Below are 13,379 nucleotides of genomic sequence, written 5' to 3' on the forward strand. Positions count from 1 at the left end.
GTGCAGTGAGTACGCACTCATGTTTTCGTCCAAAATCATATCACGCAGCTTTCCGCGTGGTAATCTCTTGGCAAAGGTGAGCTGTTACAGCACTCATGGAGGAGTCATGGTTAACGCCGCAATGAAGCGGTTCCAGGCGCTTGCACCGGAAAAACGCGAACGGATTGAGCGAGCAGCCATTGCCGAATTCGCCGCACACGGCTACGCCACGGCCAACACGAACACTATTGCCGAGCGTGCAGGCATCTCCGTGGGAGCGCTGTTCCGCTACTTTGACACCAAACGCGACATTTTCATGTATGTCGTCGGACGCGCCCAGGACGAATTGCGCACCGCCCTGCTCGCAATCACAGACGAGGGAGACTCCGCACTGACTCGCATCGGTGCCCTCGCAGAACTGGCGGTAACCTCGGCGTCGACGCATCGTGACCTGGTACGCCTGTACTGCGAACTGACAGCCACCGGAAGCGCTGAGATCGTGGCAGAAAGCGTGGATCAGCTTGAAGGCGAAACGTTCAGGATGTACCGCGAACTCATTGCCGAAGGGCAGGAAACAGGTGAGATTCGCACCGATATCGATTCGAGCACGCTGGCGTTCTTCATTGACAACATCATGATGTCGTTGCAGTATGCCCGAGCCAGTGACTATCACATTCAGCGCGCGTTGCTGTATGTCCCCGGGATGAGTGATGCCGAGCTTGCCTCGGGCGCACGTGAATTCCTCATTTCCGCCTTGCAAGTGCCTGAAGGAGGAAACCACAAGTGATAACCGTGCTGGCATACGATGTTGGGACGTCGGGAGTCAAGACATGCCTGTTCGAGATTGATGACCGAATTCGTATCATCGACTCAGTTTCGGCATCGTACTCACTGCATGTTCTGCCTGATGGGGGAGCTGAGCAGGATCCTGACGAATGGTGGCAGGCAATCGTTCAGACCACCCGACAGATTGCCCGCGACCATCCTGAGCAGTGCGCAACACTGACCGGCATCAGTTTTTGCGCGCAGATGCAGTGCCTCGTCATGGTTGACCGACGAGGGCGCCCGGTCTGCCCGGCGATGAGTTACATGGATCAGCGTGCCAGCGTTGAGATGCGACTGATCGGTGGGAAGGCGCCGCGCATTTCAGGTGTGAACGCGGGGATATTGGCCAAAGCCTTGTACCATACGGGTGCGGCACCGGCTTCCGTGAAAGATCCTGTGTGGAAATACCACTGGGTGCGCCGCAACAAGCCCGAAGCGTTCGCGCGTGCCTATAAGTGGCTGGACGCTAAGGAAGCGATCATTGCACGGATGACCGGCAAGTTCGTCATGAGTCACGATTCGGCTTTCGCCACGCTTCTATATGACGTGCGCGCTCGGAAGGGACGGTTCAGTCCCGAAGTGATGCGGGCTCTTCACGTCAATCCCGCCCATATGCCCGAGATTGTGGCCAGCACCGATGTGGTCGGTCCGCTCCTTGCCGAGGCTGCCGACGAACTCGGTTTGCCTGAAGAGACACCGGTGTATGCCGGTGGCGGCGATGCTTCGCTCATCGGTGTAGGAGCCGGTGCGACCGAGCTGCACGATACTCACGTGTATATGGGCACGTCAGGGTGGGTCGGTACCGTCACGGATAAACGCGCGGTGGATTTGAGTGCCATGATTGCAACCGTTGTCGGTGCGGACCCCTCGCGCTACCACTACTTTGCTGAGCTGGAGACGGCAGGTAAGTGCCTGGAGTGGGTGAAGGACCATCTGGCCCTCGACGAAATTAACGTCTACCTGGATAAGCACAGTGTATGCGAGGGGATGGAGGCCCGTTTCCGCAGCCTGTATGACTACATGTCGGAAGTCATTTCCCGCAGTGAACCCGGTGCGGGGGGAGTGCTGTTCACTCCGTGGCTGCATGGCAACCGGTGTCCGTTTGAGGATCCGAACGCCCGCGCAATGTTCATGAATATTTCATTGAATACCGGCAAGACGGAGCTGATGCGTGCCGTCGTCGAAGGCGTGTGTTACCACATGCGCTGGTTCATCGAAACTCAGGAAAAAAAGGTCATGACTTCATCGGTTGTGCGCTTTGTCGGTGGCGGAGCGTTGTCTGATGTGACTGCGCAGATTCTTGCTGACATTGTGGGCCGTCCGGTTGAAGTGACGGAGAATCCGCAGGATGCCGGCGCTGTCGGGGCTGCGCTGCTTGTCGCGGTCGGTGCGGGAATCACTCCGACCGTGGAAAGTGCGCGGCGCTTGGTGACAGTGCACGCTCGCTTCGAGCCGCGCCGCGAACTGGCTCAGACCTATGCACGCCAGTACGACGCGTACCGCAAGATCTACCCAGCCAATAAAAAAATCTTTTCGCTTCTGAATCGTGGGTGATGATGATGGCACAACGATCGACGAAAGTCCAGGCCGTTATGTTCGTGCTGCTCTCGTTGAGCGCAGGCGTGATCGAGGCAGTGTCTTACCTGCTGTTGGATTGGTTGACTCCGCTGCCTTATGACTGGAAACACGTCATCTCAATTATCTTGTCAGTGATCTGGAACTTCACGCTCAACAGGCGCTACACCTTCCGATCAGCCAACAATGTTCCGATCGCCATGGCGAAGGTGGCCCTGTTCTACGTCTTTTTCATCCCGATCACTGCGTGGCTAGGCCAAGTGGTCGCCAATGCTGGGGTGAGCGAAGTCCTGATCAAAGCGGCGACGATGGTCCTCAACGGGGTAGGAGAATTTGTGTGGTGGAAGTTCGTGGTCTTCCGTGGCAGTGAGGATACGAATTCCCTCGCCCAGCACGCAGACTCCGCCAACAACATGGGAAGCGCAGAACCTGCAGGTCACGCCGAAACTGAGTGAGCAGGGTAGGCATTGCGTCCTGGTATCTGTGTTGAGTGAGCCGGGCAGGCGGCGCGTCCTGATATCTGCGTGCCTGCGCGCACGATGCCCTGGGTTTACCCCCTCGCGAGTGCACATTCCCCTAGATCTAGCCTCCACGGGTGCACATTCCCCTAGATTTTCGCTCCTTTTTGCACAATCCCCTAGATCTCACACCCGCCCATTTCACCGCGGTTGTGAACATGCAGGTCACCGGGCATTCTCATTTTCGAGGGTGGCCCCGCCCGCTGTTGATCTAGGGGTTCGTGCACACACAGCCCTCAGATCTAGGGGCTTGTGCACGATGGAGCCTAAAATCCAGGGCATCGTGCAGCACACAGACCATGATCCGATCACTGCTCCACCCCGCGACAAGACCACGACACAACCAGCCAGGCAAGAACCAACCCGCCGCAGCATTCCGCGGGGGCGCAGGGGTGACGGGTCGCAAGCAGGCGCCTCGCCATTCGGGAATTGAGGGCCGACGGGAATTGAGAGCTGTCGGCCGCTGAAAGACACGCGCTTACAGGCCGCTGACCAACCACTGTGCGAGGCGCCGACAGCCCGCGACGATATCGCGCTCATGCCTGTCAAAATCATCCAATATCTGGTTCGCATCGTCTTGACTGAGGCCACTGGTTGACAGGGACTGCTCCACCCACGCGCGATCCACTTCCGGGTGGAATTGCACGCCGAGGGCGTGCGACCCTACCGCGATCGCATGGATACACCGCTCAGAGCGTGCAAGGACGCGAGCCTGCGCAGGCAGCTCGTCAATCGCATCATTATGGTCAGCAAAGACAACGGGTATACGTGAAAGATCATCGACCAGACGGATCCACGGGCCACCCTCGTCCATCGCGTTACTGAGTTGGTCAGCTACCGCTGGCACCATGATGGCTGCACCTGTAGCCGAAGCGACCGGGGTCATCGGAACGGCGGCGTCAGACTCGAAGGGCGCCTCCCACTCGACAGGCACGATTCCCATCTCGTGGAACTGTGGATCTGAGCAGGCGACCGAGCCGCCGGCCGCTCGCGCGATCAGTTGGTGTCCCAAACAGATACCGAGCGTGCGCACTCCCTCGTTCATGCAACGCACCAGCAGAGTGCGGACATCAGGCAGCCACGGGGCGCGCTCGTCATCATAGGCGCTCATTCGCCCGCCGAGGACGACGATGGCATCAGGCGCGGGGAGGTCGGAACCGTCGGGCGGCAGGGCGCTGGAAACGTCCTCACCGTTCCACGGGCGCACCAGTTGTATCGAGGCTCCAAGGTCATCGAGCGCGGAGACGAGACGGCGCGCATCGACGTCTTCTTCATGTTCAATAATCGTGATCACAGGCACGGATGACACGTTAGCGCGACTTTAACGGCAACACCACAGGATAAGTGGTCTAGACGAAATGAGGAAGTGGCGCCCATCTGGTGGGATGCTCGTCGATTATTCATCTGAAGTTCTGTACTTTAGGGGGGTGCGCGTCAATCGGGAGGCGCACTGAACTCGTTAACGAGGAGATAAACATGACTATTCGTACAACGCACGTTGGCTCGCTTCCGCGGACCCCGGAACTGCTCCGGGCGAATGCAGAGCGTGAGCGAATGGGCGAGGAAGCGTTCATAGCGCTTCTGCAGGAAAGCGTGGACGAAGTCGTGACCCGCCAATACCAGACTGGATTGGATGTGGTCAACGACGGCGAGTACGGCCACATGATGACCCAGACAGTCGATTACGGTGCATGGTGGTTTTACTCCTTTACCCGCCTGGGTGGACTTGACCTGCGGACAGATCCCCAATTCAGCGTTGAGCCTGCGCCCTCCAGTGGCAAAGTCAAGCTGGCATCATTCGGTGAACGTCGCGACTGGCAGGCATTTTCCGACGCCTACTCAGATCCGGCTTCCGGCATTCACATCGCCACCGATCAGGGCCCCGAGGCGTTCCCCGTCATCACCGGTCCTCTGACCTACATCGGTGCAGATGCCGTCCGTCATGACGTCGAAGGCCTGACGCACGCACTGGACAAGAACGGGATCGACCGCGGCAACGGCTTCATTGCATCGGTCGCACCCGGGTCGGCTGCCCGCATCGGCAACGAGTACTACAGCACTGAAGAAGAAGTACTGGAAGCCTGCGCGCACGCCCTGCACGAGGAATACAAGGCGATCACTGATGCCGGCTTTATCGTGCAGATCGACGACCCCTCACTGGCCGAAGGCTGGGACCAGGTCAACCCTGCTCCCACCTACGAGGATTACCGTGAGTTCGTTCAGACTCGAGTCGATGCGCTCAACCTTGCGCTTGAAGGTATCCCGGAAGAGCAGGTGCGCCTGCACCTGTGCTGGGGCTCATGGCACGGACCTCACACTACGGACATCCCACTGCGCGAGATCGTTGATAACGTGCTGACGGCGAAGGCACGCTACTTCTCATTCGAGGCTGCCAACGCGCGCCACGAACATGAGTGGACCGTGTGGCAGGACGTGAAGCTGGCAGATGACAAGGTACTTGTGCCTGGTGTGGTCGGCCACTCCACAAACGTGGTCGAGCATCCCGAGCTGGTGGCCCAACGCATCCAGCGTTTTGTGGACATCGTGGGCTCTGATCGCGTGATTGCCTCGACGGACTGTGGTCTGGGTGGACGCATCTACCCGTCGATCGCATGGGCCAAGCTTGCCGCACTGGTCGAAGGGGCCCGCCTGGTGAAGTAACGCTGACTGGTCACCTCCACCGCTATTCACCGCGATAGGCGAGGTGGTGCCGCGCTGAATACCGGCGCTGCCACCGACGGTAATGGACGAGGGTGGCCTTATCACTGAGGGCGGGGAGTCTGAAAAAACAGGCTCCCCGCCCTTTGTGCAGTCACTTCATGTGCTGTGAGCGTGAGATCGTTTCCTACAGGTCTTTCTTGAATGCGACGTTGCGGATGAAGTCGTTGAGCTCTGCGCGCCAGATATCCCACGAATGGATGCCGGGCAGGTTGAACTCAGCGACGTCAACACCGATATTTCGCAAGGATTCGGCCCGTGCAGGGGATGATTCGGAGATGAAGAACAGGTGGTCCTGCAGGCCCGTTCCCACGTGGATGGTGCCACGCAACGCTGCAATGTTCTCACGTTCAGCGCAGGTAAATGTCGAGCTGAGTTTGCCTGCGCTCCACAGACCGTAATACTCGAATGTGCCCGGATACTTCGTCAGCAGCTCAATGGCGCGTGCACCGCCCAGTGACAGGCCGGCAAAGGCCCGGTCCTTGGCTTCAGTCGACACATTGAAGTGATCCTCCACAAATGGGATGACGTTTTCCACCATGTCGTGCCCATAGGAAGTTGACAGCACCAGGCTGTCAACGCCCAGGCCGTTAAAGTTTGTTGCCACGATGACGGAAGGCTCCGCTGCCCCCTCGTCAATGGCGTTTTCAAGGATGTAGGGTGCTGCCCCCTGAGTGAACCAGTCGGTGTCATTTCCGCCGAAACCGTGGCTGAGGTACATCACGGGGTAAGGTTCTGCACGATCCGGATCATATCCGCGGGGTAGATAGATGGACAGCGGGTGCGCGCCTTTAGGCGCCAGCGAATAATGCGTGTCGTATGTTTCATGGACGAACGTCCCCATCTCATCGGCTGGGCGAGGCGCCTGATAGGCGTTGTCGTAGGTCGGATAATTGGGATTCTCCGGCACGAAGACCTGCGACAGGCTCTGAGATGAATACGCCGGCAGCTCTGCCGCCATCCCCGGGTTCGCAGGATCTGCGTGACGTTGGCACGAATCGACGGCGATCGGCGGGCACTCATGGGTGAATGAATAGCTGAAAGTACCTGAGGGAAGGGGCACCTTCAGTTCCCAGATACCATCATCGCCCTGATTCATCTCCAGAAGTTTCCATGGGGCGTTGGGAACGTCCCCTGGCTGCCACAATGCGGGAATGCGGTGTTCTCCGCCTCCCAGAGTGGTGATGCGATCAGGTTGAGAAAAGAACCATTCACCATAGATCTGCACGGAATCGACATATGCGGGCGCCTCGTAGCGGAACGTTACCTCGTACCCGGTTGGTCCCGTATCGGTACGGGTGACAGTGGGGCCGAGGGGAAGCTGCTCGTCTTGTTCAGCGGCAAATGATGAGCTGCCCGCTGCGATGAGCGAGAGTGCCAAAATTCCGGAAGCAAATAGTCGGTGTCGTGCGATGTGTCGTGTCGAGTCCACGATGTCTCCTCGAGTCGGCGGTTCTGCAGGCCATTCGGCAGCCGTGCTCCTATGTACGTGCCACAGTAACGAGGGTGAGTCGATGCGTCAATACGTGCAGGGGCTTTAGTCCTCGTGGGTATCTTCTGGTGAATCACCGTCAGAGCTTGGCCCTATGACGACGTCGCCTGTTTCGTTGTCCATAAAACGCCGCCCCTTCTCATCAACCACCAGCTGCACGTCCGTGCCAACAGGCAGGTCGTACAGGCCCATCACCGCAGGCTCAATTCTGATTGCGTGATTGAACGAGATAACAGTGAAGTTCGAGGGATCAGCCAGGTACTCATCAGTGTCGATATGGGAGAAGAAACGCCACCCGTTGTCTTCGGGGCGGGCCGATTCCTCTCGCACGCACCACTTCAGACGACCTTCACCCGACAGGATCGTGTTCGTCACCAGGCAGGCGCCGGACTTGGGGATAAATTCGGGGATCTCGGGGGATTGCGTATCAGCCATCAGCTTGATGCTCCTTCAGATGTCTCGTGAACAAAAGGCCACGTGCCCGGAACGAGCCGATCAGTTGTCGTCTCCACAATGGTGGTGCCTACTGATCCTTTCACGATGCGAACGTCCGTGCCGCTCGGCATTCCCAGCACTGACATCACCACGGGGGTGCTGGCAACAATCGTACTCAGTGGGACGATCTCCGTTGCGACGTTTTTCGGTTGTCGCGCGTCGTCGCCCTCATGAATAAACAGCCAGCCCGAATCGTCGTCGGCCGACGGTTGTTCGCGAATACAGCGGGAAACAGGGCGTCCCTGACCATCAGCTCCCACCCGGCACGTGCCGAGGGAGTCGGCCGCAGGGCAGTAGCGTTCGCGGATGTAGGACTGGACACGTCGGGCGAGGGTGGCGCGGTACTCAATGCGGGCCAGAGCGTCGAGGGGGCACGCGCGATAATGCGATGAGCTGGCGGTGAAGTCGAGCAGATGCGGCGAAGAAAACCACAGGTCATAAAGGTCGGCAAGTTCGTCGTCCGTGAAAGGCAGATCGACGAGCCATGCGAAAGCGACCTCGTTGTTTGCGTTGCGGTGATTGATGTCGACGCCGCGATCAAGAAAAATGCGCGCCAATTTGAGGTCACGGTGCAGATCATGTTTTCTGGATGAGAGCAGGACATGCAGGGGCGAGTTCGCTTCCGAGCCTGCCGGGGTCAATGCGCAGTCACGCTCCAGGAGGAAATCAGCTATGTCGTAGCGATCGGGACTTTTAGTGTTGGCCAGAGCCGAAAAGATCAGTGCCTGACCGTCGAACGCCTCGCGTTCGTCGCCGTCAGTGAATTGCCCGAAGAACTCGTCGGCGGTTTTCAAGCGCGCTGTTAGAGAGATTTTCATACCCGCTCCCATGCAATCTACTCAGCTCGATGGCTCCTGTTTGATGATGGTAACTCAGGGCGATAGTTTGCAGGATCGTTATACCAGTCGCGGAATTCTTGTGGTGTCATCTCACCTTTCAAGTACAGCTCATGCATATCGGAGTACTTGTGTCCAGGCCGGTGTCCCATGTCCCAGACGCCCTTTCGGGGTTGTCCCGGCTCCCACTCCATGACCGTGTCCGTCAGGGGGTCACGCACCTTTCCGTCCACTGAATCCTCCACCGCATTTTGCCAGACTTGCTCTGGGACGCCTTTACGGAGGGAGGGGCGAGAATCCTGGTAGGGGAGATCTTCGACGACGGATACCGGCTCGATGTGGTCGGTTGATACGACGTCGTCAGCCACATTGAGGGCATCGTGGGTTGAATCAGCTGCCCGGGCGCCGTCAGCCAGATCATCGGCACCTCGGATTCCCCTTGAGGAATCCGACAGGTCATCTGCATGATCAAGCAGACGAGCAGTGCGTGATGCGTCGGAAATATCATCGGCCGCGTTGAGCGCTCGAGTACCGTCGCCAATATCGTCCAGCTTGCCCAGCGCCCGTGCACCGTCACCCGCACTATCCAGGCCGCGCAGAGCTCGTGCCCCGTCCTCGATATCGTCCAGGCTGTTCAGTGCATGTCCCGCAGTTGACGTGCCTTTGGTCAGAGCCGTACCGCTGCCGGCGGTGAGGAGCGCGATCGCGACGTCAGGCACGAGGTGTCCAACTGCACGGGCAGGATCGTCGGCCCACGTGTCCCAGTCCAGGACTCCCTTGCCGATTTGCTTGCCAAACTCCAGCGGATCCTTCTTCAGCGCGCTTAGCATCGCGGAGACGTCATCCAGAGGAAGCTGGAGCTTGGCAACCGCTTCGTCGGGTGTGAGGTCGCCGGTCGCCAGTTTCGTGAGGCTGTCCAGCATGAAACCTTGAGGGCCTGTGATGAGGTTGAGGAGGTCACCGACTGCCTCACCGGCGCCGACGAGGATGCCACCGACGAACGCCAGTCCACTTTCCAGCCAGTTGCGTTTTGCGGGTGCAAACTCGCAGGCAGAACGGATCGTCTGTGCGCATGCCTGCGCACATTCGTCCAGGCTGGCGACAGTCTGATTAAATGTATTAATCGCATCTTGGCGCATGGGTTCACCAGGGTCAACAAAGGGCGCGATTGTCACTGCGAAGGTGCCGAACCCGTTGACTGCCTCCCAGGCAGCTTTCTCCTGCATTCCCCTGGCGACCTCAGCTTCATAAGCTGCGCGTGCCTGCTCGGTGACCCGGTTGCCTTCTTCGTAGAGCGCGCGGCATGCCGCAGCACTGTCCTGCGCATGAGTCAGGTTGTCCGCGTACGAATCCAACGCGCCAGCAGCTGAGGAGAATCCTCCACTTGCTTCCTGCCAGCGTTGTGGCTCCACGCTGAAACGCTCCCGGAATCGATCAGCTGCACGCCCTATCCACCCCTCGGTGGAAATCGAATCCAGCGCGCGGGCGATCTCTGAGTAATCGCTGCTGCGCGTACGTACAGTTGAGGCGCGTGATGAGATGGCTCCCGCGTTCCCTTCGATGGTGAAAACCGGTGCACCCTGATTCTCGACTCCCATGGCTTACTGCTTCCCTGCAAGCCCTGGCAGCTGGGCGGCTGCAGATGCGAGTTGTGACATCTCCTGCGCCGCTTTCGTGTCGTAATCAATGTAGTTCGAGGCGACCTTGCCCAAACGCCCTGCTACTTCCGTGATGTCGTCCGTCATGTTGTTGATGCCGCGTTCCCACCGTGACTGAAACTCATCAACTGCCGACCACATGATGTCATTGGCCAGATCAGCTTGGGTAGGAACGTAGTCGGAAATATCGTTGTCTTTTTTGAGCTGAACTGCTTCGCTCGTTTTCTGGGCGGCCGTAATGAGGGCTTCGATATCGACCTCAAAATCATGACTGGGCATGGGGGATGCTCCTAATCCAAAATTGCGACATTCTTCGTTTCAGTTTCATGGGCGAGGGTGCGGACGCGATCAACCGATGACGATGCGGCCTTCAGAACGTCACTGATGGTGCGGGCGTGGTCTGTCAGTTTGTCGAGGTGTTGGTCATGGGAGACGCGGGATTCGGAGCCTTCAACCCAATCGTGGACAGTTGAGAGCACATCTGCCGCCATTGCGCGGGAGTCTTGCGCAAAAGTGAGCGAAGCTGCTTTGCACGCCTGCTGCATAGCCTGGGCGGCATCATCGTGGAAAATTAAAGATGTGGTGCTCATTACGATCCTAGACGTGTGGAGATGCGCGGATTGAAGGTTCCAGTGGTGTGCGATTCAGTCGCCGCAGTCGTCTGGTCAACGGTGGTCAGCGCCTGCGCGTGCTTGCTGAGCGCTTCAGAAAGACTGGCAGCCGATTCCCCGATGGAATTGACTGCCGCCATAAAATCTTTCATTCCTGAGCCTGTGACGCGCGACGAATTGCACTGGATCGTGTTCGCGCAGTCAGCGAAAGCTGTGCGCGTAGTATCGAAACACTCGCTGACGATCCCGGCAGCGGCCGTTTGCTGGCCAAAAGTCATTCCCATTCCCTGGGACATAAGTCTCACCCCCTGACGAACGTAAAGGGTGAATCTATGTGAGACAAGACCCTCCTCTTTTCTGTGACTCACGTCACTGGAAAAACCGACCTTGTTTACCTGACGGCAACGTGGTGGTCACCTCACTGTCCACGCTGTGGCCCTCCTGACGCACTGTCACCAAGAACTCTCTAGGCTAAGAACAACACCAGGAGGAGGGGTACTGATGGCTCGACAGCTTCGTTCAGCAACGTCGACTCAGGGACGCAACATGGCGGGCGCTCGCGCGCTGTGGCGCGCAACCGGAATGGGAGATTCTGACTTTGGCAAGCCGATCATTGCCGTCGTCAACTCCTTCACCCAGTTCGTTCCCGGCCACGTCCACCTCAAGGACATCGGCCAGCTGGTCGCTTCTGAGATTGAAAAATCCGGTGGCGTCGCCAAGGAATTCAACACGATCGCCGTTGATGATGGCATCGCTATGGGACACGGCGGCATGCTGTACTCCCTGCCGTCACGCGAAGTGATCGCGGATTCGGTCGAGTATATGGTGAACGCACACTGTGCCGATGCAATGGTGTGCATTTCCAACTGTGACAAGATCACGCCCGGCATGCTGATCGCAGCGATGCGCCTCAACATTCCGACGGTCTTTGTATCCGGCGGTCCGATGGAAGCAGGCAAGAACATTCCTGAAGACGCCATTGTCGGACCGTCGCACAGCGGTCACGGCAACCTCATCACCGTCATGAACGCAACTGCCAACGATGCAGTCTCTGACGATGAGCTTGGCCAGATCGAACGTCTCGCGTGCCCGACGTGCGGTTCATGCTCGGGTATGTTCACTGCTAACTCGATGAACTCGCTGACTGAGGCACTCGGACTGTCCCTTCCCGGCAACGGCTCCACGCTGGCTACTCAGGTCGCGCGACGCGGATTGTTCGAGCGTGCCGGTCGTCTCGTCGTTGACTTGTGCCAGCGCTACTACAACGACGAGGACGACTCTGTTCTCCCGCGATCTATTGCGACGAGGGATGCATTCTGGAACGCCATGAGCCTGGACATGGCGATGGGCGGATCTTCCAATACTGTGCTGCACTTGCTGGCAACTGCCGCTGAAGCAAAGGTCAATTTCACATTGTCGGATATTGCTGAGCTGGGGCGCACCGTACCGTGTCTGTCAAAAGTTGCGCCGAACCACAACGACTACCACATGGAAGATGTCCACCGCGCCGGCGGCATCCCGGCCATCCTAGGCGAGCTGGATCGTGGGGGCTTCCTGCGTCACACGGTGCACGCCATTCACTCCCCGTCCCTGGAGCAATGGCTGGCAGATTGGGATGTTCGAGGCGGGCACGCTACTGATGAAGCAATCGCCCTGTGGCACGCAGCTCCCGGCAACGTGCGCACCACCGAACCGTTCTCAACGTCCAATCAGTGGACTGAACTGGATCTAGATACTGTGGAAGGCTGCATTCGCGATGTCGAGCATGCCTACACGGCCTCGGGTGGACTGACGGTGCTGACGGGCAACCTTGCTCCTGAGGGTGCCATCATTAAGGCCGCAGGTATCGATCCGTCCCTGTTCCACTTTGAAGGAACGGCGCGGGTCATGGAGTCGCAGGAAGAGGCGATCGAGAAGATCCTGGACAAGACGGTGCGAGCCGGTGACGTCGTGGTGATCCGTTATGAGGGGCCCTCAGGTGGGCCGGGAATGCAGGAGATGCTTTATCCCACCTCGTTTATCAAGGGGCGCGGTCTGGGCAAGGAATGTGCGCTGATAACCGATGGCCGTTTCTCCGGTGGCACGTCCGGCATCTCGGTGGGACATATCTCCCCCGAGGCTGCTGCTGGCGGCTTGATCGGCTTGGTTGAGGATGGTGACCGGATCATCATCGACGTCAACGAGGGAGTCCTGTCACTGGATGTGCCCGACGAGGAAATTGAGCGTCGCCGCGCCACGCAGGAACGCCGCGAGAATCCGTGGACGCCTGTCAATCGTGACCGTCAGGTCTCAGGCGCACTGAAGCTGTATGCCGCTACTGCGACCTCCGCATCGACGGGTGCGGCACGCGATATTTCCCTGATCAGACGCAAGTAATTCACGTACCTGCGAAGCGGGGGAGTGCTGTGCTGTGTTCTGCCCCGTCGAGAACGTTAATGTCACGTTTCTTCTCTCAAATGAAAGGAGAGCCGTGGCTTTTTCGTTATGGTTTTTATGTTTTTTTGTTTACTTTGAGATTCGTTTTTTTTCGAAACGTCGTCACAAGTGTCTGCCGGCACCAATCCTGACGCTTCATTTGAGAGGAAAAAATATCGTCTGAGCCTCCCAAAAGTTGCGACAAATCGCGCAGTTTTTCGAGAATGGTTTCCATTTGTCTCTTGCTAGAGGTACTG

Annotated in this window: 13 protein-coding genes; 5 read left to right on the top strand and 8 right to left on the bottom strand. The window is 58.2% G+C overall.

The window, feature by feature from the left end:
• Nucleotides 1-106: 106 nt before the first annotated feature.
• Genes AC1DA5_RS00160 through AC1DA5_RS00170 form a run of 3 tightly spaced genes read left to right on the top strand, consistent with a single transcriptional unit; the run spans nt 107 to nt 2,834 of the window.
• A complete protein-coding gene (locus AC1DA5_RS00160) occupies nt 107-766 on the top strand; it encodes a TetR/AcrR family transcriptional regulator (protein ID WP_058236269.1) in 660 nt (219 codons plus the stop codon).
• On the top strand, nt 763-2,358 hold the full coding sequence (locus tag AC1DA5_RS00165; RefSeq protein ID WP_257525387.1) for a xylulokinase: 1,596 nt from the start codon (nt 763-765) through the stop codon (nt 2,356-2,358). The genes AC1DA5_RS00160 and AC1DA5_RS00165 overlap by 4 nt, the downstream gene beginning before the upstream one ends.
• 5 nt (nt 2,359-2,363) lie before the next feature.
• The gene (locus AC1DA5_RS00170) at nt 2,364-2,834 is read left to right on the top strand and encodes a GtrA family protein (protein WP_227469053.1); all 471 of its coding nucleotides are present in this window, start codon (nt 2,364-2,366) and stop codon (nt 2,832-2,834) included.
• A gap of 541 nt (nt 2,835-3,375) precedes the next feature.
• Here the strand turns inward: AC1DA5_RS00170 and AC1DA5_RS00175 are convergent.
• Nucleotides 3,376-4,206: a type 1 glutamine amidotransferase gene (locus AC1DA5_RS00175; RefSeq protein WP_070725046.1), complete on the bottom strand. Its 831-nt coding sequence runs from the start codon at nt 4,204-4,206 to the stop codon at nt 3,376-3,378.
• Nucleotides 4,207-4,373: 167 nt separating this feature from the next.
• Between AC1DA5_RS00175 and AC1DA5_RS00180 the strand changes: the two genes are divergently transcribed.
• Nucleotides 4,374-5,558, top strand: a complete 1,185-nt coding sequence (locus AC1DA5_RS00180) for a cobalamin-independent methionine synthase II family protein (protein ID WP_070725048.1) — start codon at nt 4,374-4,376, stop codon at nt 5,556-5,558.
• Between the two features lie 184 nt (nt 5,559-5,742).
• Here the strand turns inward: AC1DA5_RS00180 and AC1DA5_RS00185 are convergent, their stop codons facing one another.
• The 7 genes from AC1DA5_RS00185 to AC1DA5_RS00215 form a co-directional block, all read right to left on the bottom strand.
• Nucleotides 5,743-7,047, bottom strand: coding sequence for an alpha/beta hydrolase-fold protein (locus tag AC1DA5_RS00185; RefSeq protein ID WP_070725050.1), 1,305 nt, complete (start codon nt 7,045-7,047; stop codon nt 5,743-5,745).
• Between the two features lie 105 nt (nt 7,048-7,152).
• Nucleotides 7,153-7,542, bottom strand: coding sequence for a DUF2185 domain-containing protein (locus tag AC1DA5_RS00190; protein ID WP_070725051.1), 390 nt, complete (start codon nt 7,540-7,542; stop codon nt 7,153-7,155).
• Nucleotides 7,542-8,420 carry a DUF2185 domain-containing protein gene (locus AC1DA5_RS00195; protein ID WP_157886324.1) on the bottom strand — a complete coding sequence of 293 codons (879 nt, stop codon included), beginning with the start codon at nt 8,418-8,420 and terminating at the stop codon, nt 7,542-7,544. The genes AC1DA5_RS00190 and AC1DA5_RS00195 overlap by 1 nt, the downstream gene beginning before the upstream one ends.
• 17 nt (nt 8,421-8,437) lie before the next feature.
• Nucleotides 8,438-10,036 carry an HNH/ENDO VII family nuclease gene (locus tag AC1DA5_RS00200; protein ID WP_070725055.1) on the bottom strand — a complete coding sequence of 533 codons (1,599 nt, stop codon included), beginning with the start codon at nt 10,034-10,036 and terminating at the stop codon, nt 8,438-8,440.
• 3 nt (nt 10,037-10,039) lie between these two features.
• Entirely contained in the window at nt 10,040-10,375 is a 336-nt protein-coding gene (locus AC1DA5_RS00205; RefSeq protein ID WP_058236276.1) for a hypothetical protein, read from the bottom strand.
• Between the two features lie 11 nt (nt 10,376-10,386).
• Nucleotides 10,387-10,686 carry a hypothetical protein gene (locus AC1DA5_RS00210; RefSeq protein ID WP_070725057.1) on the bottom strand — a complete coding sequence of 100 codons (300 nt, stop codon included), beginning with the start codon at nt 10,684-10,686 and terminating at the stop codon, nt 10,387-10,389.
• The gene (locus AC1DA5_RS00215; RefSeq protein ID WP_070725059.1) at nt 10,686-11,003 is read right to left on the bottom strand and encodes a hypothetical protein; all 318 of its coding nucleotides are present in this window, start codon (nt 11,001-11,003) and stop codon (nt 10,686-10,688) included. Before AC1DA5_RS00215 ends, AC1DA5_RS00210 begins: the two co-directional genes overlap by 1 nt.
• A 205-nt stretch (nt 11,004-11,208) precedes the next feature.
• Here AC1DA5_RS00215 and ilvD point away from each other — a divergent pair, with 205 nt between their 5' ends.
• Nucleotides 11,209-13,083, top strand: coding sequence for a dihydroxy-acid dehydratase (gene ilvD / locus AC1DA5_RS00220; RefSeq protein WP_092648347.1), 1,875 nt, complete (start codon nt 11,209-11,211; stop codon nt 13,081-13,083).
• The last annotated feature ends 296 nt before the right edge of the window (nt 13,084-13,379 follow it).

Source organism: Pauljensenia sp. C0254C2 (assembly GCF_056583835.1).

What these genes read in the sequence shown, in the direction of transcription:
- AC1DA5_RS00160 (WP_058236269.1), top strand. Translation starts at nt 107, where the DNA reads ATGGTTAACGCCGCAATGAAGCGGTTCCAGGCGCTTGCACCGGAAAAA.
- AC1DA5_RS00170 (WP_227469053.1), top strand. Translation starts at nt 2,364, where the DNA reads ATGGCACAACGATCGACGAAAGTCCAGGCCGTTATGTTCGTGCTGCTC.
- AC1DA5_RS00180 (WP_070725048.1), top strand. Translation starts at nt 4,374, where the DNA reads ATGACTATTCGTACAACGCACGTTGGCTCGCTTCCGCGGACCCCGGAA.
- AC1DA5_RS00190 (WP_070725051.1), bottom strand. Translation starts at nt 7,542, where the DNA reads ATGGCTGATACGCAATCCCCCGAGATCCCCGAATTTATCCCCAAGTCC.
- AC1DA5_RS00195 (WP_157886324.1), bottom strand. Translation starts at nt 8,420, where the DNA reads ATGAAAATCTCTCTAACAGCGCGCTTGAAAACCGCCGACGAGTTCTTC.
- AC1DA5_RS00200 (WP_070725055.1), bottom strand. Translation starts at nt 10,036, where the DNA reads ATGGGAGTCGAGAATCAGGGTGCACCGGTTTTCACCATCGAAGGGAAC.
- AC1DA5_RS00205 (WP_058236276.1), bottom strand. Translation starts at nt 10,375, where the DNA reads ATGCCCAGTCATGATTTTGAGGTCGATATCGAAGCCCTCATTACGGCC.
- AC1DA5_RS00210 (WP_070725057.1), bottom strand. Translation starts at nt 10,686, where the DNA reads ATGAGCACCACATCTTTAATTTTCCACGATGATGCCGCCCAGGCTATG.
- AC1DA5_RS00215 (WP_070725059.1), bottom strand. Translation starts at nt 11,003, where the DNA reads ATGTCCCAGGGAATGGGAATGACTTTTGGCCAGCAAACGGCCGCTGCC.
- ilvD (WP_092648347.1), top strand. Translation starts at nt 11,209, where the DNA reads ATGGCTCGACAGCTTCGTTCAGCAACGTCGACTCAGGGACGCAACATG.